The following is a 21,957-nucleotide window of genomic DNA, read 5'->3' as shown; positions in this document are numbered from 1 at the left end:
CGGAAAACCGCTCACACTTTTCCTGGAATTGCTCTAAATCGCAGCGACGAAATCTTTCCAAGGCCCGGCATCGGAGCATCGTTTCCCGCCACGGACCGGGATAGCCGCGATCGGCTGTGACCGCCGGTCAGCTCAGCTTGTATGCGCGACCAGCCTGTTCACCGTCTCGGGGAAGAAATCGGGCGCCGAGAGCCGCTTGCCGAACATCATGTCGTATTGGATGAGCCGGAAATCGTTGATCTTCGGATCGATCTGCTTCTGCCTCGCCCAATCCGGCGTTGCTTCGCCCACGGGCGACAGGAGCAGGTTGCGGTCGACCACCCGGTAGTGTTCGCGCAGCGCGCCGAGGAAGCCGGTGTAATAGGGGTGGCTGATGCCTGCCGTGGTCAGGATATGATAGGGCAGGAAGGCCGGGCTCACCGAGCCGATGTTCTCGGCCGGACCGGAGCGGTTCGACCAGATAACCAAAGGCGTATCGTGGTGTTCGAGCGCGGCGACCGCCGGCTCCTTGCGCGGCGCGACATTGTCCTTGAGGAAGCCGGTCTCGACATAGACGGGTCCGAGCGGCGGCAGATGGTCGCCGAAGAAGGCGATGATGGTCGGCCGCTGGCGGGCCTTCGCCCAGTCGATCAGGCGCTGCAGGCCGCGGTCGGCGTCGGCCGACCCCTCGGCATAGGAAAGCAGCGATTCCCGCGCCCAGGAACTGATCGGCGCGTCGATCGAATGCGTCGGGTTGTAGTAGCGGTAGGGCTCGTAAGGACCGTGGTTCTGCAGGCTGACGGCGAACAGGAACACCGGATCGTCGCTGGTGTCGGCCTCGCGGATGATCTCGTCGGTCATCGCCGCGTCGGAAGCCAGCGGCCCGCGCTTTTCCATCGGCGGCAGCGTCTCTTCGGAGCGGAAGTCGTTGAAGCCGAAATCGGCATAGACGGCGCCGCGGTTCCAGAACCAGTTGGTGCCGGGATGGATGGCGCGCGCCCGGTAACCCTGGCTCTTCAGGAAGGTCGCCAGCGACGGGGTCGGGGTGCGCACATATTGCTGATAGGGGATCGAGCCGGCCGGCAGGAAGGCGTTGGAAAAGCCGGTCAGCGCCTCGAACTCAATATTGGCGGTCATGCCGCCGAACTCGGGCGAGAACATCGAGCCGGAGCGCAACGCCCTGACCGTCGGGATCGGGTCGGGCTTGATGGTGACGCCGGGCAGGTGCGTCGGATCCCAGAAGGATTCGCTCATCACCACCACGATATCCGGCTTCTCGTCCGGCATGGAAGCGGCGACGTCGGGGCGCTGGATCGCGGACATCGTCTTCTCGGAATAGCCGGGCGGCGCCGCGACATGCGCCATCGGCACGTTCATCGCGAAGGCCAGCGCAAAGCCGTTGGAGGCGTAGTTCTCCTTCTGGTCCCACATGATCGGGATGATCTGCAGCCGGTCGCGCGTCCACGAGAAGGTGGCGTAGTCCATGATCGAGACGAAGAAGGCGAGCAGCGGCACGGCAAGCGCCAGCCGCGCCAGGCGGCCCTTGCGGCTGAGGATGGGCACTCGCCGGCGCCAGGTCCGCCAGGCGTAGACGAGCAGCGTCAGACCGCCGACGATGCCGACCGCCAGCATGACGGCCGTCCACGGGCGCTCGCGCACCAGGAGCGGCATCAGCGCCATGATCTGGCGGGCGAACAGGAAATCCGTGGGATAGAGCGGGTCGCCGAGGTAACGCGATTTCTGGTGGCCGACAAAGGCCAGCGCCAGCGTCAGCGGCGCCACGATCATCAGGCTCTGGTGGCTTCGGCCGAGTATGGCGTCCAGCCCGAGCAGCACCAGGGCGAAGACGATGATGGTGGTCCAGCCGGGCTTGAAGGGCTGCATGAAGAAATCGACCGTGCCGAAGAAATCGCCGCGTACGATCAGCTCGATCGCGAATACAAGCAGGGCTGAGGCAAGAAGCGTCGACAGGCCGTAGCGTACGGTCGGCCAGGCTCGTCCCGGCAGATAGCCGGTGGACGGATCGTCTTCCAAAAATTGCGGCGCGGGTTTGGCCGCGCCTTTCCTGATCCTTGCCACTTTGCTTCCCCGGCCCTTGTCACGCGTCTTCCACTCGCGTCACGCCACTGTCATCGAAATGTCACGCAAAGCTAGCGCCTGTGGCGGAAATAAGAAGAGCCAGCAAACTAAACGTGAGCGGTTTTCATCAGGTGTGATCAAGTAAAAGGCCTTTTGGAACAGGCAGTCAGCCAGTTTTCCGACCGAAATGCAGGCCGAAGAGACGCCTGCGGGCTTGACTTGGCTGTCCGCCTTGCGCCAGAGGCAGACAAAACCAGCCTCTGGAGAGACCTCAAATGGCCGTCGCATTCACCTTTCCGGGACAGGGCAGCCAGGCCGTCGGCATGGGCAAGGACCTCGCCGACGCATTCCCCGAAGCGCGCCGCGTCTTCGAGGAAGTGGACGCAGCGCTCGGCGAAAAACTCTCGAAACTCATCTGGGAAGGGCCGGAAGAGAGGCTGACACTGACCGCCAACGCCCAGCCGGCGCTGATGGCGGTGTCGCTGGCGGCGATGCGGGCGCTCGAAGCGCGCGGCTTCTCTTTGAAGGACAAGGTGGCTTATGTCGCCGGCCATTCGCTTGGTGAATATTCCGCGCTTGCCGCGGCCGGCTTCGTTTCGGTCGGCGATGCGGCGCGGCTGCTTCGGACCCGCGGCAACGCCATGCAGGCGGCGGTGCCGGCCGGCGAGGGCGCCATGGCCGCGATCATCGGGCTGGAACAAGCCGACGTCGAGGCCGCTTGCGCCGAGGCAGCTCGCGAGGTCGGCAACGGCTCCGTCTGCCAGGTCGCCAACGACAATGGCGGCGGCCAACTGGTGATCTCCGGCGCCAGGCCGGCGGTCGAGCTGGCGGCGAGGCTGTGCACCGAAAAAGGCGCCAAGCGGGCGCTGATGCTGCAGGTTTCCGCGCCCTTTCATTCGGCGCTGATGACGCCTGCCGCCGACATCATGCGCGAGGCGCTGGCCGGTGTCGCGAAATCCGCGCCGGTGGTTCCGATCGTCTCGAACGTCACCGTAACCCCGACCAGCGACCCCGATGAGATCGCCCGCCGCCTGGTCGAGCAGGTGGTCGCCCGCGTGCGCTGGCGCGAGACAGTGGAATGGTTTGGCGCCAACGGCGTTGCGAGCCTCTACGAAGTCGGCGCAGGCAAGGTGTTGTCGGGCCTGGCGCGCCGCATCAACCGCGACATCGCCACCGGCGCCGTGGGCACGGCGGCGGAAGTCGAGGCCGCGCTGGCGGCTTTGGGGTGAGGCCCCGTTTTCGCCATTCTAGGGCGGAGCAAGGAGCGAAGCGACGCAGCGCAGACCCTAGAATCCATGCCGTGACTTGGAAGTGCCGCCGCGGTGCAGAATTCTGCTCCGTTGCATCCTTCGGCCAATGTCACGGCATGGATCCTCGGGTCTACGCGTCCGCTTCGCTCCCGCTCCGCCCGTGGGATGACGACGGGAAGGAGGCCTTCGCCAATGTCCGACGCTTGTCTAGCGTGACTTGGACGATATGACGTATACGGAACGCGACTGCTTGCAGCCGTCTGGAAAAATGAGGTTGAAGATATGTTCGAACTGACCGGCCGCAAGGCGCTCGTCACCGGCGCATCGGGAGGCATCGGCGAGGCGATCGCCAGGGTGCTGCACAGCCAGGGGGCGATCGTCGGCCTGCACGGCACCCGTGTGGAGAAGCTGGAAGCCTTGGCGGGCGAATTGGACGACCGCGTAAAACTGTTTCCGGCGGACCTGACGAACCGCGACGCGGTCAAGGCGCTCGGCCAGAAAGCGGAGGCCGATCTGGAGGGTGTCGACATCCTGGTCAACAATGCCGGCATCACCAAGGACGGCCTGTTCGTGCGCATGTCGGATGCCGACTGGGATTCGGTGATCGAGGTCAACCTCACTGCCGTGTTCCGGCTGACCCGCGAGCTGACCCATCCGATGATGCGCCGCCGCCATGGCCGCATCATCAACATCACCTCGGTGGTCGGCGTCACCGGCAATCCCGGCCAGACCAATTACTGCGCCTCCAAGGCAGGCATGATCGGCTTTTCCAAGTCGCTGGCGCAGGAGATCGCCACCCGCAACATCACCGTCAACTGCGTCGCCCCGGGCTTCATCGAATCGGCCATGACCGACAAGCTCAACGACAAGCAGAAAGAGACGATCATGGCCGCGATCCCGACCCGGCGCATGGGCACCAGCGTTGAAGTGGCGTCCGCCGTCGCTTATCTCGCCTCCGACGAGGCGGCCTATGTCACCGGCCAGACCATTCACGTCAACGGCGGCATGGCAATGATCTGAGGCAGGGCGGGCGCCTGTGAAAACAGCCATTTCGGCTTGGACGCCCGTCGTTTTTCGTGTAATGCGGCCCGCAACCCGGCGGTTCGGGCAAAAACCGGTCCTGTGGCGTTGCGTTGCCCGCAAGACCATCTTTCAGCTTGATTAGCGGCATTCCGCCCGCTAACGAAGATAGACAACCTAAGACGAGGATTGCCCCAAATGAGTGACACCGCAGAGCGCGTCAAGAAGATCGTCATCGAGCATCTCGGCGTCGATGCCGACAAGGTGACGGAGCAGGCGAGCTTCATCGACGATCTGGGCGCGGACAGCCTCGACACGGTTGAACTCGTCATGGCGTTCGAAGAAGAGTTCGGCGTCGAGATTCCGGACGATGCGGCCGAGACCATCCTCACCGTCGGCGACGCCGTCAAATATATCGACAAGGCCTCGGCCTGAGTTCTTTCGCAGGCATAACCGGGGAGGACCTGCGATGAGGCGTGTCGTCGTCACGGGCCTTGGCCTGCTTTCGCCGTTCGGCATGGGCGTCGAGCATAGCTGGCGGGAATTGCTCTCCGGCCGCAGCGCCTGCCGGCGCGTCACCGAATTCGAGGTGGACGATCTTGCCTGCAAGATCGCCCACATCATTCCGCGTGGCGACGGCTCGAACGGCACCTTCAATCCGGAGGCTGTGCTCGAGCCGAAGGAACTGCGCAAGATCGGCGAGTTCATCCTCTACGGCATCGCGGCCGCCGACGAGGCGCTGGCCGATTCCGGCTGGAAGCCTGAGACACATGAGGACCAGTGCGCCACCGGCGTTCTGATCGGCTCCGGCATCGGCGGCATCGACGGCATCGCCGAGAACGCGATGATCCTGAAGGAACGCGGCCCGCGCCGCATCAGTCCCTTCTTCATCCCCGGACAGATCATCAATCTGGTCTCGGGCCAGGTTTCCATCCGCCACGGCCTGAAGGGCCCGAACCATGCGGTAGTCACTGCCTGCTCGACCGGCGCGCACGCCATTGGCGACGCCGCCCGGCTGATCATGTGGGGCGATGCCGATGTGATGCTGGCCGGCGGCGCCGAGGCGCCGGTCACCCGGCTGTCGATTGCCGGCTTCGCCGCCTGCCGCGCGCTCTCCACCGAGCGCAATGACAGCCCCGAAACAGCTTCGCGTCCTTATGATCGCGACCGCGACGGCTTCGTCATGGGCGAGGGCGCGGGCGTCGTCGTCCTGGAAGAGCTGGAGCACGCCAAGGCCCGCGGTGCCAAGATTTATGCCGAGGTCACCGGCTATGGCCTGACCGGCGATGCCCACCATATTACCGCGCCGGCCGAAGATGGCGATGGCGCCTTCCGCTGCATGATGGCGGCGCTGAACCGGGCGAAACTCTCGCCGGCCGACGTCGACTACATCAACGCGCACGGTACCTCGACCATGGCCGACACGATCGAGCTCGGCGCCGTCGAGCGGCTGGTCGGCAATGCCGCCTCGAAGATCTCGATGTCGTCGACCAAGTCGTCGATCGGCCATCTGCTGGGCGCCGCGGGTGCAGCGGAAGCGATCTTCTCGATCCTCGCCATCCGCGACAACGTCGCGCCGGCAACCATCAATCTCGACAATCCGGAACGCGAGACGGCGATCGATCTCGTGCCGAACAAGCCGCGCCAGCGCCAGATCGATGTCGCGCTGTCGAATTCCTTCGGCTTCGGCGGCACCAACGCCTCGCTCGTATTCCAGCGCTACAATGGCTGAAAGGCCAACCGGAGCAATCCAGGCAGGAGTGCTCAACGCTTTCCGCCCCGGGATTGCTCAGAAAAAGACATCCAGCCGGCAGTCCCGCCACCTGCCGTCATTTTTGCCAAATTCTCCCCTAGTTTGTAGCTAGGGGATTCGTTGCAAGATCAGACGGTAGGGCGCGCCATGAGCACAAATCCTGGGAGCACAAATCCGGGCGGCGACGGGGATTTCGCACGGCAGGGCACAAAGGTGCCGATCATGCCGAAGACTGCGGCCGAGGCGTTGCGCCCGGAAGCCGGCACGCCGCCGCCGTCGAAGCGCTCGCGCGCCTCGCGCAGCCAGTTCGTCGTGTTCCTGAATTTCTTCCTCTCCATGGTTATCCTTGCGGTCATCGCCTCGGGTGCTGCGCTCTATTTCGGCATGCAGGCTTTCGTCGAGCCCGGCCCGTCCGCCAATGGCGACACCTTCATGATCAAGCCGAACACCGGCGTGCAGGAGATCGCCGACCAGCTGGAACGCCGCAGCCTGATCAGCGATGCCCGCATCTTCCGGCTCGGCGTGCGCGCCACGGGCAATGAATCGGCGCTCAAGGCCGGCGAGTATGCCATCAAGCCGCGCGCCTCGATGCGCGACATCATGGAGCTCTTCAAGAGCGGCAAGTCGGTGATGTACTCGCTTACCATTCCCGAAGGGCTGACGGTCGAGCAGGCGCTGCAGCGCGTCGCCGATCAGGAGGCGCTCACCGGCGATATGCCGCCGACCTTGCCGCCGGAAGGTACCATCGCCACCGACACGCTGCGCTTCACCCGCGGCGCCACCAGGCAGCAAATGATCGACAAGCTGGTCGCCGACCAGAAGAAGCTGGTCGAGGATGTCTGGTCGCATCGCGCGGCCGACCTGCCGATCGCCAACATCGACGACTTCGTCACGCTCGCCTCGATCGTCGAGAAGGAAACGGGCAGGAGCGACGAGCGCTCCCGCGTCGCCGCGGTGTTCCTCAACCGCCTGGCCAAGGGCATGCGGCTGCAGTCCGACCCGACCATCATCTACGGCCTGTTCGGCGGCAAGGGAAAGCCGGCGGACCGGCCGATCTACCAGTCCGACCTCGACAAGCAGACGCCCTACAACACCTACATGATCAAGGGCCTGCCGCCGACGCCGATCGCCAATCCGGGCCGAGCGGCGCTTGAAGCGGTCGCCAATCCGTCCAAGACCGACGACCTCTATTTCGTCGCTGACGGCAATGGCGGCCATGTCTTTGCAGCGACGCTGGAAGAGCACAACCAGAACGTCGCCCGTTACCGGGCGCTGCAGAAGAAGCAGGCTGATGCCGCCGCCAAGGCCTCCGGCCAGACGACGGCGCCGGCAGCCCCCGATGGCAACGCCGACAGCAGCGACGCCGGGGCCAATGGCGAGAATGGCGACGCCGGCGGCGACGACGCGCAATAGGCGCAATGCATGTCGCCCAAAAGCGCGCAGCGGTTTTGGGAAGACGACATGCATCGAAACTCACTGCATGTCGCCCAAAAGCGCGCGGCGGTTTTGGGAAACGACATGCATTACACAGAAGCACGCGTCCTTTGACGCGAGGCCATATTCATGTTTTGAGGGGACGCCGGCCGATCGTCCGGCGATTTTTGGGCGCGCAGCGCTGGGCAACGCATGCCTTGGCTGCGACAGGGGGACGACAGGGCAATGAGCCTGCAAAGCATGACCGGTTTTGCGCGGTGCGCCGCTGAAAGCGAGGGCACCTCGATAGCCTGGGAGGTGAAATCGGTGAACGGCAAGAGCGCCGAGGTGAGGCTGAGATTGCCGCAGGGTTTCGACCGCCTGGAGACGGCCGTCCGGCAGACCGTTCAGAAGCGTTTCGCGCGCGGCAATTTCCAGGCGACGTTGACCGTCGGCCGCGCCGCCGCAAGGCAAATCCAGCCGGTGGTCAACGAGGCGTTCCTCAAGGACCTGGCAGGGCTGGCCAGGCGTTTGCAAGAGCAGTTCGGCACCGAGCCCGCTACCGCCGACGGCCTGCTCTCCCTGCGCGGTGTGCTCGACATTCCCGAAGCCGTGGAGACGGAGGAGGAGCGGGCCGCTCTCGACGCCGCGATCCTGTCTGCGCTCGAGATGGCGCTCGCCGGGCTGGAGCAGGCGCGCCGCAGCGAGGGCGCGGCGCTGGGCATGCTTCTTGCCGGCCATGTCGATATCATCGAGGCGCTGACGCTGAAGGCCGAGGCCGACCCGTCGCGCGAGCCCGCGGCAATCCGCGAGCGTATCGCCGAGCAGGTGCGCCTCTTGACGGATGCTTCGGCCAATCTCGACGCCATCCGGCTGCACCAGGAAGCGGCCTTCCTCGCCAGCAAGGCCGACATCCGCGAGGAGATCGACCGGCTGAAGACGCATGTCGCTTCGGCGCGCGCGCTGCTTAAAAGCGGCGCCGCCGTTGGCCGCAAGCTCGATTTTCTGGCGCAGGAATTCAATCGCGAATCGAATACCTTATGCTCCAAGTCGAATGCCGCCACGGTCACCGCGATCGGGCTGGAGCTCAAGGCGGTGGTCGACCAGTTTCGCGAGCAGGTCCAGAATCTGGAGTGACGGGATGGTTGCCAAGGAGCCGACGGCCGCCAGGGATCTGGGGTCCCGCATCCGCCGCCGCGGATTGATGCTGGTGCTGTCGTCGCCGTCGGGCGCCGGCAAGTCGACCATCGCGCGCAATCTTCTCGAAAGCGATGGAAGTCTCGAGCTTTCGGTCTCCGTCACGACAAGGCCGCGCCGCGGCTCGGAGATCGAAGGCGTCCACTATCACTTCCGCACCATGCGCGAGTTCGAGCGGCTGCGCGATTCCGATGCGCTGCTGGAATGGGCCGAAGTGCACGGCAATTGCTATGCCACGCCGCGCGAGCCGGCCGAAATCGCGCTGGCCGAAGGCCGCGACATGCTGTTCGATATCGACTGGCAGGGCGCCCAGCAGCTCAAGGAGAAGATGCGCGCCGACATCGTCTCGATCTTCATCCTGCCGCCGTCGATGAAGGAATTGAAGGCGCGCCTGAAGCGCCGCGCCGAGGACCAGGAATCGGTCATCGAGACCAGGCTGAAGAACGCCCGCCTCGAGATCGAGCATTGGAAGGAATACGATTTCGTCATCGTCAACGACGATCTCGACCGCGCCTTCGCCGAGGTCCGCGCCATCGTAACGGCGGAGCGGCTGCGGCGCGATCGGCGGCCGGGGCTGTTCGACTTCATTTCGGGGTTGCTGGACGAGAAGACGGAGTGATCTTTCCTTCTCGCCGCTTACGGGGGGAAGGTGGCCCGAAGGGTCGGATGAGGGGCAGCGCCGGCCTGCGGCGGTACAAAAAGCAAAAGTGAACCAGACCTCTATTTGCGACCCGTTGCCGCCCGTTTCTCGGCAAAAAGCGCCTCAGCTTGATCGTGCGCGGCCGTTTTCGGGCAATTCGCCGCGTCACGAACTGATCCCGTCGATCAGAATGAGGTTGCGGCTAAGCGCAGCGTCGCGAACCTCAAGTGCGGCCGCGTAATCGCCGGAGCGATACCAGCGCCGCGCGGTCTCGATGTCGGGAAACTCGACGACGACGAGCGGCCCGGGTTTCCAACTCCCCTCCAGTGTCTCCACCTCGCCGCCACGAACGAGATAGCGTCCGCCATGCGCGGCGATGGAGGCCGCGGCGCGAGTTCGGTAGGTTTCGAACGCCTCCCTGTCGCGGATAGTGACATCGGAAATGACATAGGCAGGCATTGCAGGCTCCGGCTGGTTTCGCCTGACTATCTATGGCGCCGGGTTCTGGATTCCAGTGACGCTGGCGGTCAAACCGCGTTGGTCAGCCTTACAAACTCTTCCACGCTGAGTGTCTCGGCCCGCCGCGTCGGGTCAATCCCGGCCCGCGTCAGCAACGCCTCGCCGCCAAGGCTCTTCACGCTTTGCCTGAGCATCTTGCGGCGCTGGCCGAAGGCGGCCTCGGTGACGCGGCCCAGCTTTCTGGCGTCCACGGGCAGGGGAGATAAGCGCGGCACCAGATGCACCACCGATGAGGTGACCTTCGGCGGCGGCGTGAATGCCTGCGGCGGCACGTCGAAGGTGATCTTCGCCTCGGTGCGCCAGCCGGCCAGGATGCCGAGCCGGCCATAGCCGTCGCTGTCCGGGACCGCTGTGATGCGCTCCGCCACCTCGCGCTGGAACATCAGCGTCATCGATTGGTAGAAGGGCGGCCAATCGGCCACCGTCAGCCAGCGGATCAGAAGCTCAGTGCCGATATTGTAGGGCAGGTTGGCAACGATCTTCACCGGCCCGCCGTTCGCCGCGCCGGCAAGCGCGGCAAAATCCGTCTTCAACGCATCGCCGGGAATGACCTCCAGGCGACCGGGATAATGGCTGGAGACCTCGGCCAGCGCTTCGAGGCAGCGCTCGTCGCGCTCGATGGCGATCACGCGCCGCGCGCCGTTGAAGAGAAGCGCCCGCGTCAGTCCGCCCGGGCCTGGGCCGACCTCGATCACCGTCGCCTCGCCGAGATCGCCGGCGGCTCGCGCGATCTTGCTTGTCAGGTTGAGGTCGAGCAGAAAATTCTGCCCGAGCGCCTTCTTGGCCTGCAGGCCATGCCGCTCGATCACCTCGCGCAACGGCGGCAACCCGTCGATTGTGGTGCGCCCGCTCAATGGATCCTCACGCGGCGGTGGCCTGCCGTCCGCTGTCGGCCAGCCGGCGCGCCAGCCTTAGCGCGGCGATCAGGCTGTCGGCGCGCGCAATACCCTTGCCGGCAATGTCGAAAGCGGTGCCGTGATCGGGCGAGGTTCGGACAAAGGGCAGGCCCAGCGTCACGTTCACCGCCTCGTCGAAGGCTAAGGTCTTGGCCGGGATCAGCGCCTGGTCGTGATACATGCAGAGCGCCGCGTCATAGGAAGCGCGCGCGCGCGGATGAAACATCGTGTCAGCCGGCAGCGGTCCGATCGCGTCGATCCCTTCCGCTTTGAGCATCTCGACGGCCGGGGTCACGATCGCAGCATCCTCCAGGCCCATGGCGCCGCCTTCGCCGGCATGCGGGTTGAGTCCGGCGATCGCAAGCTTCGGCCGCGCAATGCCGAAGCGGCTCTCGAGATCGGCGGCGGTGATGCGCGCGGTCGCGACGATCAGCTCCGTCGTGAGTACCTTCGGCACTTCGGCCAAAGCGATGTGGATGGTCACCGGAACGGTGCGCAGATCCGGTCCCGCCAGCAACATCACCGGCGTCACATCCCTGCCGGTGTGGCGCGAAGCCAGGTGTGCCAGATATTCAGTGTGGCCGGGAAAGCCAAATCCGGCATCATAAAGCGGCTTCTTGGAGATCGGGCAGGTGACTATCGCCGCGGCGTGGCCGGCGAGACAGTCGGCGACGGCGCGGTCGATGGCCTCGATGGTGCCGGCGGCGTTGGCCGGGTTCGGCTGTCCCGGGCTGTCGAAATGACGCGCATCGAGCGGAACGACAGGCAGAGCCCGGGCAAAGTGGTGCGCCGCCTGTCCGGGCAAGGTCTCGGCGATCGTCACATTCGCGCCGACCAGGCGGGCGCGGGCTTCGATCAAAGCGGGGTCGGCAAGCAGATAGAAGGGCGGCACACCGGCGCTGTCGCCAGCTTGCCAGGCGGCGATGGCGATCTCGGGCCCGATGCCCGAGGGATCGCCGACACTGAGCGCCAGCGGCGCGTGGGTCTTCTGCGTGCTCATGCGGTCGGCTGGCTGCGGCATCGCACGCTTGTCGCTCAGAGCATGATGCCGAAAAGTGTGCAGCGGCTTTCGGACGACATCATGCTCTATCTCTTTGATTTAGAGGCGGATTCAGATTTCAGGTCGACTCGACCTGAAATCATCCGGCTCTAGCGTTCGACGATCTTGGCCTTCTGGCGCAGCTCGGCGACATATTTCTTGCTGAGCTCGTCGGCGTCCTTGTCGTTGCTGCCTTCGGCCTGGAACACCATCTGCGCGGCCTTGTCGTCGGAAACCTCGCGCGAGGAGCAGATGCCGATGAACTCGACGCCACGCTCGGTCTCGCGCGTCGGCGTCGCGGCGCCGACCTTGGTCGCCTTGATCTGCTCGGCCCAGTCGGACGGCAATTGCGGCGCCAGCACGCGGCCGAGGTCGCGCACGGTGACGTCGATCAGGCCCTTGGCGAATTCCCGCGTAGTGTTGCAGCCGCTGAAGCGGGCGCGCATGGCGTCGGCCTCGCGCTTGCGCTTGGCGAGCGTGCCGGCGCGCTCCGATGCCGGAACCACGAAGATCACCTGCTGCAGCATGTATTCCGTCGCGGTCGGCTTGGCGCCGCCCTTGTCCAGCATGCGCCGCACGGCGTCCTGCTCGGTCACCGAGCCGCCTTCGCCGGAGCGGTAGCGCGAGCTGAGCGCCTGGTTCCAGGCCATCTGGGCACGGATGAATTCCTTGAAATGTTCCTTGGTGACGCCCGACTGCGCCATGATCGCGTCGAGTTTCGCCAGTGGCATCTTGTTGCCCGAGGCAAAGCGCTGGTAGGCGGCGTCGACCTGCTGGTCGGTGATGTGGATGCCGAGCCGCTTGGCCTCGGCCAGGCGCAGCGTCTGGTCGATCATCTCCTGCGCGGCATCGCCCTTCTTGTGCTGCAGCTTGAAGAAGGCGGCGCGGTGCGCGATGTCGCCGGTGGTGATCGGCATGTTGTTGACGACATACTTGATCTCAGCGGCGAAAGCAGGCCGTACGACAGCCGTGACCGAAATGGAGGCCGCCACCAGAAGCGCGAATCCCGCTGAAAACAGGTATTTCCTCATCTTACCTTCCTAATTTTTCCCCATCTCGAGTTTCCCGCCATCGCGGCGCCGCGCGTCCTCCGAACGCCTGCCGGATGCAGTCGACCCCATGCCCATCTTATGCGGCGAAACGATGTCGCCGGCGCATGGCCCTGGGAAACGCGCCCATTTTCGAAGGAACACGCTCCAAATCAAGACCAAAGCCCATCAGCGCCCCAGCCGGCGCACGGCTCGGAGACCGCGCGCCCGCCGCTTGATCACTGGATGGTATCGACCGCGCTTGTTGACGAACCGAAATCGCCGAGCGTGCGGAACGACAGGTTGAAACCGATGTTCTGCGACACTTCCTTGGTGACGGTGTCGCGCGTCTGCGAATACGTCATGATGTAAGTGAAGCAGCTATCGTTGTAGGCGAAGCCGACGCCGTCCTTGACCAGCACATTTGTCTCGATGTCGTAGGTGCCGGTGCCGAACAGCCGCCAGTTCTGCGCCAGATGGGTCGAAGCGCCGAGCGTGAGCTCGTGGCGGTCGGTGGTGAAGCCGTAGAGCGGCTGCGCCTCGATGAAGGCATATTTGGCGCTGAGCGATATCGGCAGGCTGGAATAGGCGGCCTTCACTTCGGCGCGCCTCACCTCGAATGTCTGCTCGTCGAAACGCCCGCTCAGCGAACCGGAGAAGCCGCTCGGGCTGTTGAAGCCGACAAGGCCGACATAATCCGAGGTCTGCTTGTCCAGGCCGGACTCGGCCCCGACATTGACGAGGTCGGGCGCGGCAAAGGAGTTTTCGCCCGCGAGCTGGTATGACTGGCCGAAAATTGCGTTCGTGGCCCAGCCATTGTCATAGGCGCCTGAATACCGGAAGCCGACATTGGCGCGCGTGCCGCCTTCTATGCGGTCATAGCCCGAGAATTTGTCACGTTCGAACAGCGTGGTGGCGTCGAAGACGAAGCTCTGCGCGTCTTCGTTCGGGACGGCCAGCCCGCCGACATATTGCTCGTTCGGGCGCACGAAGACCTGCGCCGTCGGCTCCAGGACATGGCTGGAGTTCGCCATAGAGAACAGGAGCGGCCAACGCGCCTCGAGGCCGAGAGTGGCCATGTAGCGGGCAAGCGAGGAACGCATGTCATCGTCCTCGCCGAGATTCGTCCCCATCTGGTTGACGGCGGCGAGCGAAGCCGAATTGGCGTTGACGTAACCGGCATCGCCGCGGAAGGCGAGCAGCGGCGTCAGTTGCAGACCGCCATCCGTGGTGAAGGTGCGCTTCCACTCGGCTTCCGCCGTCAACCGGCTCGACTCGCCTTCGATGCCGCGCACATTGTTGATGGAAGTGCTGTCGATCGGATTGGCCAGCACAGCATCCAGCCGGTTGCGGCTGATCACGCGTGTATTGACGTTGAATGACAACTGGCCGCCGGCCACCGACGTGTCGGGAATATAGGCGTAGTCGAGCGACGGCAGCACCCAGGGCTGCTTGGCCGAGCGCGCCGTCAGGTCGCTGGAGAGCGTGTCTTCCTGCACCTCGAAGCGCATCGCGCGAACGTCGAAATAATTGCGGTCGCTCAAGCCCGTCAGGTAGATCGACGACTGGTGGACGAGGTCGTTGTAGCCTTCGATGTTGTAGGTGCGCGAGAAATTCTTGTCGGTCTGCAGCAGCACGTCCCAGCCGAAGTCCCAGCGCTCGTTGATGGCGAATTGGCCCTTGGTGCCCATCATGCCGCGGAACTTGTTCGGGTCGTTGGCAGGCCCCGAATTCACATTATGGCCGGCGGAATCGACAAATGCGCCGGGATCCTGCTGATTGATGCCGGCAATCTTCAGCGTGTACTGGCCGTTGTTGAAGCGCTGGCGCCACTCGGCCTCGCCGAGGAAACCCTGCTTGGTATAGCCGCTGCCGGTGACGGTCAGGTCATAGGTCGGAGACAGAGCGAAATAATAAGGGACTTTGATGCCGACGCCGAGATGGTTGTTGTAGACGATGCCGGGGATAAGGAAGCCGCTCTTGCGCTTCACCGTCGGGTCGGCGATCTCGAAGGCCGGCAGATAGGCGAGCGGGAAGCCGAAGAACTCGAAATTCGAGTTTTCGAAGCGGACCGTCTTCTTCTCGCCGTTCCAGATGATCTTTCGCGCCTTGATGCGCCAGGTCGGCGCTTTGTCCGGCTTGTCTTCGCAAGGCTCGCAGGCGGTGTAGACGCCGTTGTGGAAGGTGGTGAGCACGCCGCCCATGCGCTCCGCGCTCTCGGCGGCGAAATAGGCCTTGTCCACCGTCTCGACGCGCAGCGCGTTGAGAAAGCCGTCGGCGAAGTCGTCGGTGATGTCGATATGGTCGGAATTGACCTTGGTGCCGTCGCTGTTGATCAACTCGACGGCGCCGCTGGCGACGAGGCGCTTGGTGTCGCGGTTATACACCACGCGCTGGGCGACCAGCTTGTTGCCGCCATAGTCGATCTGCACGCCGCCGACGGCCGTCACCGTGTGCGTGTCGTTGTCATAGACAAGCGTGTCGGCGGCCAGCAGCATCTGGGTGCCGGAAGGGACGGACTTGGCAGTGATCTGCTGCGCCAGCGCGGCTGCCGTCGGCACCGCGCAAGCGAACAGACACGCCAAGGCAGTCGCCCCATAGAGGCGTGCCAAACCGGCCTGCCTATGGCTGCGCAAAACCGCCTCCCTCACTAGCCGTCTTCCTTGTATAGCAGAAACGTCACCCCAAAGAACATAGCCACGACAACCGGAACCCATGCAGCCACCACAGTAGGCACGAATCCGGCTACACCGAATGCCTTGACCAGTACCGAAACGACATAAAGCAGAAAGCCGGCCACGACGCCACCCAGAATCATCGTTGCCGACTGTCCCATTCGCGCAAATCGCATTGAAACCGTTGCAGCAATCAGCGTCATGGCGACGAGAAGGAACGGCAAGGCAACCAGCGAATCAAACTGCATGGCGAAGGCATTCGCCTTGAGTCCGAAGGACCGGGCAACCTCGATCTTGCGCGGCAGCTCGTAGAAGGGGATGGTTTCCGGGCGCGCCAGGCGCTCCTGCACGAATTCCGGCTTGAGATTGGTCGGCACCCTGTCGGACGCCAGCGCCTGGATATTGCCCCCCTTGAAGACCTTTACGTCCTGCAAGTCCCAATAGCCGTCGCGCAGGAAGGCCTTGGCTGCATCCTTGCGTTCGGCGATGTTGCCCTGCGGGTCGAGGATGAAAAACACCGCGTCCGCCATCTCCAGCCCCTGATTGAGGATGGCGCGGGCGCCGATGATGGTGTCGCCCGATTCGGTCTTTTGCCTGAGCCACGGCGTGACGTTGGTCGTGACGGCGTTCGACTTGCCGGCCCTGAGGTCGTTCTCCATCTGCTCGGACCAGGAAAAGCCATGCGCGGCGATCGGATTGATCACCGCGACCGACAGCACGCCGAACATCAGCGCGCCGACGCAGCACGGAAACAGGAACTGCCAGGCCGAGACGCCGGCCGAGCGGGCGATCACCAGCTCGTAACGGCGGTTGAGCGACACCAGCGTTGCCATTGCCGAGAACAGTCCGACGAACGGCACCGTCTGCAGCATGATCATCGGCATCCTGAGCGCCGAAATGGCGAAGGCTGTGCCGTAGGTGAAGCCGGGCAGCCCGGTCGTGCGGCCGGAAAGCTCGGTAAAGTCGATCAGGAACACCAGCGCCAGCAGGCCGAGGAAGAACCAGAAGGTGATCGAGACGTAACGGAAAAAGAAATAGCGGCCCAGCGTCCAGCCCATGGTCAGGCTCCCTGGCCGGAAGTGCGCCGGACGAGCCAGAGCTTGAATGTTGTCCAGTTGTCGCCGGCTCGCTTGGCGAGGCCCGTCAGCCAGTCTGCCCAACTGACCGGCAATTCCATGGTGCGCGACGATACGATGAACCAGATCGAAACCGCGGAGGCGATGAGCGGTATAGCGTAGAGCAGGTAGACATAGTACCAGACCCTGTCGGCCTTGCCTGCGGCGAAGAAGCCCAGCCATCGCACGAAAAGCGCGATCGCGATTGCCGTGATCAGCGGATTGATGCGCGCCTCCCGGTGCGAGCGCGCGTCGCCCGCAACGGCAAGCGCGATCAGCGCGAACACCAGCGAATAGGACCATTCGGCGAGACGCTGATTGAGCTCCGCCCGGTAGCTGCCCGGTTCTCGCTGGAACATCTTGTCGTTGGGATCCGGGCTGAGCAGATATTGCGTCGTGCGGTCCTTGGGCAAAAGCGTGATGTCGTTCGCCGCCGACATGAACGCCGACATGTCGAAGGCATAGGAGGTGAAGCGGATGACGGAGAGGTCGCCGGTCACCGATTTGCGGTTGATGACGCCGTCATTCATCATCAGCACCTTCTCGTCGCCCTTTTCGACGATGCTGCCGGTCTTGGCGTAGTAGGTCAGGCTGGCGCCTTCCTCGCGTGAATCGGCCACGAAGATGCCGCCGAGCCGGTTGCCGGGAAGCCGCTCGCCAACCTGCAGGAACAGGCCTTCGTCGATCTTGCGGAACGTGCCTTCCTGGATGATCAGCGACAGAAGGTCGGCGCGCGATGCTGCCACCAGCTGGCGGTTCTTCTGCCTGGCATAGGGATCGATGGCGTTGTCGACGATGAAGGAAAACGCGCAAGCCGCTATCGCGAGCAGCAGGATCGGCCGCGCGATCGTCCAGCGTGAGGCGCCGGCGGCGCCGAGCACGGCGAGTTCCGAATCGGTGTTCATGGCGCTCAGCGTCTGCGCCACCGCCACCACCAGGGCGAACGGCACCACGATCGGGATGATCGAGGGGATGATGAGTGCCGCGACTTCGAAGAAAGTCAGCGCCGACTGGCCATTGTCGGTGACAAGGTCGATCTTGGCCAGCACCTGCGTGGTCCACACGATCGCCAGCGTCCAGACCAGCGCCGCGAGGAACATCGTCAGCGCGCGGCGCATGATGTAGCGTTCAACGACCTTCATGAAGGCTTTTCTCGATTTTGCCGAACGGCATCATGCCCGCCGACAAGGTAGTGATCCGGCGGCGCCCGCACAACTGCGTCATGGGCGGCTCGCTCCGGTTTGTCGCCCCACGCCACGTGCCCCGGCGTGGCGGAGTCTCCGCGCCAATGAATAAGAAATGCAAAACATCGATGGTTAACAGCAGGTTGCGGCAGCAAGCTAAGGCCGTGCCGAGGCGAATCCTTTGTCTATGGTGGCGCCGATATAGACCGCGATTTCGGCCAAAGTCTTGCCAAATGGCGGAAAACGACCAAATGTCGCGCACTCTTGCCAAACCTCTCGCCCGTTGAAAATTACCTTTGCCGGCACCCTACGGCCATCCCCGAAAGCAGGACCTGATGACGTCGAGACCATCCATTTCCTTCGCCAAATTCGCCGCGCCCAAAAAGGGCAGCGTCTTCGTCTTCGCGGCCGATGATGGCGGGCTCGGCGAGGCGGCGAAGGCCTGCGATCCGGCTGGTGCATTGGCTCGCGCCTTTCCGGTCGCCGATTTCTCCGGCAAATTCGCAAGCTCGGCCGAGGTGCTGGCCCCGGAAGGAACGCCGGTCGACCGGCTGGTGGCGGTCGGCGCCGGCAAGGTCTCGAGCCTCGACGACTATGCCTGGCTGAAGCTCGGTGGCGCCGTTGCCGCTTCGCTGCGCAAAGCGACCGAGGTGGCCGTCATCCTCGATCTGCCGGAGTATCAGCCCGACGGTCGCCAGGCGGCGAGCCTTGCCGCCGGCATCCTGCTGCGCAGCTATTCCTTCGACAAATACAAGACCAGGAAAGACAAGGAAGACGGCCAATCCGACACGAAGTCGGGCAAGCCCGCCAGGGTAACCGTTCACTGCGCCGATCCCGCTGCCGCGAAAAAGGCTTTCGCCGGCGAGGAAGCGGTGGTCGACGGCGTGCTGCTTGCGCGCGATCTGGTCAACGAGCCGGCCAATGCGCTTGGGCCCGTCGAATTCGCCGAGCGCGTCAAGGCGCTGGAACAGCTCGGCGTCGAGGTCGAGATCCTTGCCGAAAAGGAGATGAAGAAGCTCGGCATGGGCTCGCTGCTCGGCGTCGCGCAAGGCTCGCCGCGCGGCGCGCGCCTGGCGGTGATGCGCTGGAACGGCGGCAAGGCCAAGGACGCGCCGCTCGCCTTCATCGGCAAGGGTGTCACCTTCGACACCGGCGGCAATTCGATGAAGCCGGCCTCGGGCATGGAGGACATGAAGGGCGACATGGGTGGCGCCGCCGCCGTCACCGGCCTTATGCGTGCGCTCGCTGCGCGCAAGGCGAAGGCCAATGTGGTCGGCGTCATCGGCCTTGTCGAGAACGCCGTCGACGGCCATGCCCAGCGTCCCGGCGACATCGTCACCTCGATGTCGGGCCAGACGATCGAGGTGCTCAACACCGATGCGGAAGGCCGCCTCGTTCTGGCCGATGCGCTCTGGTATGCCAACGACCGTTTCAAGCCGAAATTCATGATCAACCTGGCGACGCTTACCGGCGCCGTCATGGTGGCGCTAGGCCAGCACTATGCCGGCCTTTTCTCCAACAATGACGAGCTTGCCGGCCGGCTTTTCGGCGCCGGGCAGGCATCGCAGGAGCGGCTGTGGCGCATGCCGCTCGGGCCTGAATACGACAAGCTGATCGATTCCAAGAACGCCGACATGAAGAACATCGGCGGCCGCTATGGCGGCGCCATCATCGCCGCGCAGTTCCTGCAGCGCTTTGTCAAGGACACGCCCTGGGCGCATCTCGACATCGCCGGCACCGCGATGGGCGCGCCGTCGAGCGAGATAAACCAGTCCTGGGGCTCGGGCTTTGGCGTGCGCTTGCTCGACCGCCTGGTCCGCGATCACTATGAGGGTTAGGTTTCCGGGATGACCGACATCCTGTTCTACCATTTGACCGAATCGACGCTCGAGGAGGCGCTGCCGGGCCTGCTCGAACGCAGCGTCGAGCGCGGATGGCGCGCGGTGGTGCAGACCGGCACGGAAGATCGCCGCGACGCGCTCGACCAGCATCTGTGGATTTTTCGCGACGATTCCTTCCTGGCGCATGCCACCGACCGCGAAGCCTATCCGGCCGAGCAGCCGATCCTGCTCACCACGGGCGAGGGCAACCAGAATGCCGCGCAGATCCGTTTTCTGGTCGACGGCGCGACGCCTCCCGACTTGTCCGGCTACGAGCGCGCCGTCTTCCTGTTCGACGGCCATGACGCGGCACAGCTCGAAGCCGCCCGCGGCCACTGGAAGACGATGAAGGAAGCCGGCCACGCCGTGACCTACTGGCAGCAGACGCAGGACCGACGCTGGGAACGCAAGGCTTAGCTCGCAAGTCCGGCACTATCCTGAAGATGCCGCCACAGCGCCTCGGCCACAGGTCCGTGCGGCTTGTCGCGTCGCCGCACCGCGGCGACGGTTTCGGTGCGGCCGGGAATATGCCGGCCGGCAATCGAGAGCAGCCGTCCGTCGCGCAAGTCGTCCTCGATCAACCAGTCGGGCAGGTGGCCCCAGGCAAGCCCGTGCAGGATCAACTCCTTCTTCATCATATGGTCGGGCACCGAGCAGGAGTGTGCGCCGTCGATGACGAAGAAGTTTTCTGGTGAAGGACGCCGCGCCGTGTCGCGGATCACACATTGGGTGAAGGGCCGCATCGCTTCTGGCGTGACGTCATTCCCCGGGTCGAACGGCAGGAAGCCCGGCGCCACCACCGGCACGAAGGCGACTTCGCACAGGTTGATTCTCTCGAGATGCGGATCGGACGGGTTGGCGCGGTGGAAGACGAGGTCCGCTTCGCCGTCCATCAATCGCTCGACCGGCCCGCCGATCGCTTCATAGTCGAGATGCAGGCGCGTGCGCGGCCGCTCGGCGAAGAAGCAGCTGAGCAGGCCGAGTATTCTGGGCCGAGGGCAGACGTCGCCCATGACGAGGCGCAGCATGGTTTCCTCGCCGCTCGCCAGCTGGCCCGCATAGGTCCGAAGATGCTCGAATTCGCGGATCGTCAGTTGCGCCCGCGCATGGAACAGGCGGCCCTCGTCGGTCAAGCTCACCCGGTAGCCGCTGCGATCCAGCAGCCTCAGGCCAAGTTGCTCTTCGAGCCGGGCGACGGCTGCGAACACCGAGGGATGCGTCCGGTGCAAGGCCTGGGCTGCGGCCTGGAAGCTGCCTCGGCGAGCGACCGCGTCGAAACATCTGAGATCGTGAAGTTTCACGCCATCCATAGTCGAAAAGTCCTACAAAGATTGTCGCATCATAGTAATTTTCTTCGATAGTTACGATGCCTACTTTGCCTCATCGAAAGCCTTCCAAAAGCGCCGAAAGGATGAGGATCCAAAATGACCGACACGCTGCACTTCACTGCGGGCGATGGCGCCCGCATCGGCTATAGGCTGGACGGTCCGGAAGACCGTCCGGTGCTGATGCTCTCCAACTCCATCGCCACGACGTTCCACATGTGGGATGGCCAGGTTCCGGAATTTGCCAAATCCTTCCGCGTGCTGCGCTATGATTTTCGCGGCCATGGCGGCTCCGACGCGCCGGCCGGCGCCTATTCGCTCGACCGTCTCGGCCGCGACGTGTTGGAACTGCTCGATTTCCTCGGGCTTGCCCGCGTGCATTTCCTCGGCCTGTCGCTGGGCGGTTTCGTGGGCCAGTGGCTGGGCATCCATGCGCCGGAGCGCATCGAGCGCCTGATCCTCTCCAACACCTCGCCACATCTCGGGCCGGCATCCTATTTCGACGAGCAGATACGCAACGTGCTTGCGGCCGACGACCTGTCGGCGACGGCGGACATGTTCATGCGAAACTGGTTCCCTGCCTCCATGCTTGCCGGTCAAAACAAGACAGTCGAGCCATTCCACGCCGCGATCCTCGCCATGTCGCCGCAAGGCTTGGCGGGATGCTTCGCCGCGGTCCGCGACGCCGATCTGCGCCGCCCGATTTCCCTCATCGCCGCGCCGACGCTGGTCATCGGCGGCGAGGACGACAAGGTGACGCTGGCAAGCCACAGCGAGGCGATCGCGGCGGCGATCCCCGGCGCGGAACTCCTGCTTTTGCCCGGCGTCCACCTGCTCAATGTCGAGCGTCCAGCGGAGTTCATGGAGGCGGTGACGGGTTTCCTCCTGAAGCGATGACCTGGCAGTGCCGCACGAGCGTGGAAACGTCGCTATCGATCGCTTTTTGCGCTAGATAAGGGCCAAGC

Annotated in this window: 19 protein-coding genes; 10 read left to right on the top strand and 9 right to left on the bottom strand. The window is 64.3% G+C overall.

The genetic code is table 11. The features are described 5' to 3' along the window. Positions 1 to 132 precede the first annotated feature (132 nt). Positions 133 to 2,058: an LTA synthase family protein gene (locus LB525_RS06975; protein ID WP_224544077.1), complete on the bottom strand. Its 1,926-nt coding sequence runs from the start codon at positions 2,056 to 2,058 to the stop codon at positions 133 to 135. A 275-nt stretch (positions 2,059 to 2,333) separates the two neighbouring features. On the opposite strand from LB525_RS06975, the gene fabD reads away from it, so the two are divergent. The 7 genes from fabD (at position 2,334) to gmk (ending at position 9,310) form a co-directional block, all read left to right on the top strand. Then, entirely contained in the window at positions 2,334 to 3,287 is a 954-nt protein-coding gene (gene fabD / locus LB525_RS06970) for an ACP S-malonyltransferase (RefSeq protein WP_224544076.1), read from the top strand. Positions 3,288 to 3,590: 303 nt separating this feature from the next. Continuing rightward, entirely contained in the window at positions 3,591 to 4,328 is a 738-nt protein-coding gene (gene fabG / locus LB525_RS06965) for a 3-oxoacyl-[acyl-carrier-protein] reductase (protein WP_224544075.1), read from the top strand. Between the two features lie 198 nt (positions 4,329 to 4,526). Beyond that, positions 4,527 to 4,763, top strand: a complete 237-nt coding sequence (locus LB525_RS06960; protein WP_006203723.1) for an acyl carrier protein — start codon at positions 4,527 to 4,529, stop codon at positions 4,761 to 4,763. Between the two features lie 34 nt (positions 4,764 to 4,797). Beyond that, a complete protein-coding gene (gene fabF, locus LB525_RS06955; RefSeq protein WP_095767010.1) occupies positions 4,798 to 6,060 on the top strand; it encodes a beta-ketoacyl-ACP synthase II in 1,263 nt (420 codons plus the stop codon). A 243-nt stretch (positions 6,061 to 6,303) separates the two neighbouring features. Then, positions 6,304 to 7,494, top strand: a complete 1,191-nt coding sequence (gene mltG / locus LB525_RS06950; RefSeq protein ID WP_224544074.1) for an endolytic transglycosylase MltG — start codon at positions 6,304 to 6,306, stop codon at positions 7,492 to 7,494. A 246-nt stretch (positions 7,495 to 7,740) separates the two neighbouring features. Beyond that, positions 7,741 to 8,631, top strand: a complete 891-nt coding sequence (locus LB525_RS06945; RefSeq protein ID WP_224544073.1) for a YicC/YloC family endoribonuclease — start codon at positions 7,741 to 7,743, stop codon at positions 8,629 to 8,631. Positions 8,632 to 8,635: 4 nt separating this feature from the next. After that, positions 8,636 to 9,310, top strand: coding sequence for a guanylate kinase (gene gmk, locus LB525_RS06940; RefSeq protein ID WP_224544072.1), 675 nt, complete (start codon positions 8,636 to 8,638; stop codon positions 9,308 to 9,310). A 186-nt stretch (positions 9,311 to 9,496) separates the two neighbouring features. Here gmk and LB525_RS06935 read toward each other — a convergent pair whose 3' ends face one another. From LB525_RS06935 to lptF, 7 genes are all read right to left on the bottom strand, one after another. Next, entirely contained in the window at positions 9,497 to 9,790 is a 294-nt protein-coding gene (locus LB525_RS06935; RefSeq protein ID WP_224544071.1) for a DUF1330 domain-containing protein, read from the bottom strand. Positions 9,791 to 9,858: 68 nt separating this feature from the next. Continuing rightward, positions 9,859 to 10,704, bottom strand: coding sequence for a 16S rRNA (adenine(1518)-N(6)/adenine(1519)-N(6))-dimethyltransferase RsmA (gene rsmA, locus LB525_RS06930; protein ID WP_224544070.1), 846 nt, complete (start codon positions 10,702 to 10,704; stop codon positions 9,859 to 9,861). A gap of 7 nt (positions 10,705 to 10,711) precedes the next feature. Further along, the gene (pdxA, locus tag LB525_RS06925) at positions 10,712 to 11,767 is read right to left on the bottom strand and encodes a 4-hydroxythreonine-4-phosphate dehydrogenase PdxA (RefSeq protein WP_224544069.1); all 1,056 of its coding nucleotides are present in this window, start codon (positions 11,765 to 11,767) and stop codon (positions 10,712 to 10,714) included. Between the two features lie 128 nt (positions 11,768 to 11,895). Beyond that, positions 11,896 to 12,816 (bottom strand): SurA N-terminal domain-containing protein, encoded by a 921-nt coding sequence (locus LB525_RS06920; RefSeq protein WP_095767016.1) that lies wholly within the window; start codon positions 12,814 to 12,816, stop codon positions 11,896 to 11,898. Positions 12,817 to 13,052: 236 nt separating this feature from the next. Next, positions 13,053 to 15,464, bottom strand: coding sequence for an LPS-assembly protein LptD (locus LB525_RS06915; protein WP_224544068.1), 2,412 nt, complete (start codon positions 15,462 to 15,464; stop codon positions 13,053 to 13,055). After that, positions 15,464 to 16,546, bottom strand: a complete 1,083-nt coding sequence (lptG, locus tag LB525_RS06910; RefSeq protein ID WP_224544067.1) for an LPS export ABC transporter permease LptG — start codon at positions 16,544 to 16,546, stop codon at positions 15,464 to 15,466. The genes LB525_RS06915 and lptG overlap by 1 nt, the downstream gene beginning before the upstream one ends. A gap of 2 nt (positions 16,547 to 16,548) precedes the next feature. Beyond that, positions 16,549 to 17,745: an LPS export ABC transporter permease LptF gene (gene lptF, locus LB525_RS06905; RefSeq protein ID WP_095767018.1), complete on the bottom strand. Its 1,197-nt coding sequence runs from the start codon at positions 17,743 to 17,745 to the stop codon at positions 16,549 to 16,551. A 377-nt stretch (positions 17,746 to 18,122) separates the two neighbouring features. On the opposite strand from lptF, the gene LB525_RS06900 reads away from it, so the two are divergent. Beyond that, complete coding sequence (locus LB525_RS06900; RefSeq protein ID WP_140842345.1) at positions 18,123 to 19,625, top strand: leucyl aminopeptidase; 1,503 nt, start codon at positions 18,123 to 18,125, stop codon at positions 19,623 to 19,625. 9 nt (positions 19,626 to 19,634) lie between these two features. Then, a complete protein-coding gene (locus LB525_RS06895; RefSeq protein WP_095767020.1) occupies positions 19,635 to 20,084 on the top strand; it encodes a DNA polymerase III subunit chi in 450 nt (149 codons plus the stop codon). On the opposite strand, the gene LB525_RS06890 is transcribed toward LB525_RS06895, so the two are convergent. Further along, positions 20,081 to 20,977, bottom strand: a complete 897-nt coding sequence (locus LB525_RS06890) for a LysR family transcriptional regulator (RefSeq protein WP_224544066.1) — start codon at positions 20,975 to 20,977, stop codon at positions 20,081 to 20,083. The genes LB525_RS06895 and LB525_RS06890 overlap by 4 nt on opposite strands. A 114-nt stretch (positions 20,978 to 21,091) precedes the next feature. On the opposite strand from LB525_RS06890, the gene LB525_RS06885 reads away from it, so the two are divergent. Beyond that, on the top strand, positions 21,092 to 21,889 hold the full coding sequence (locus tag LB525_RS06885; RefSeq protein ID WP_224544065.1) for an alpha/beta fold hydrolase: 798 nt from the start codon (positions 21,092 to 21,094) through the stop codon (positions 21,887 to 21,889). The last annotated feature ends 68 nt before the right edge of the window (positions 21,890 to 21,957 follow it).

The sequence above is a fragment of the Mesorhizobium sp. CA16 genome, assembly GCF_020165175.1.
Taxonomy (GTDB): domain Bacteria; phylum Pseudomonadota; class Alphaproteobacteria; order Rhizobiales; family Rhizobiaceae; genus Mesorhizobium.
This window is presented reverse-complemented; position numbering and strand designations above follow the sequence as displayed.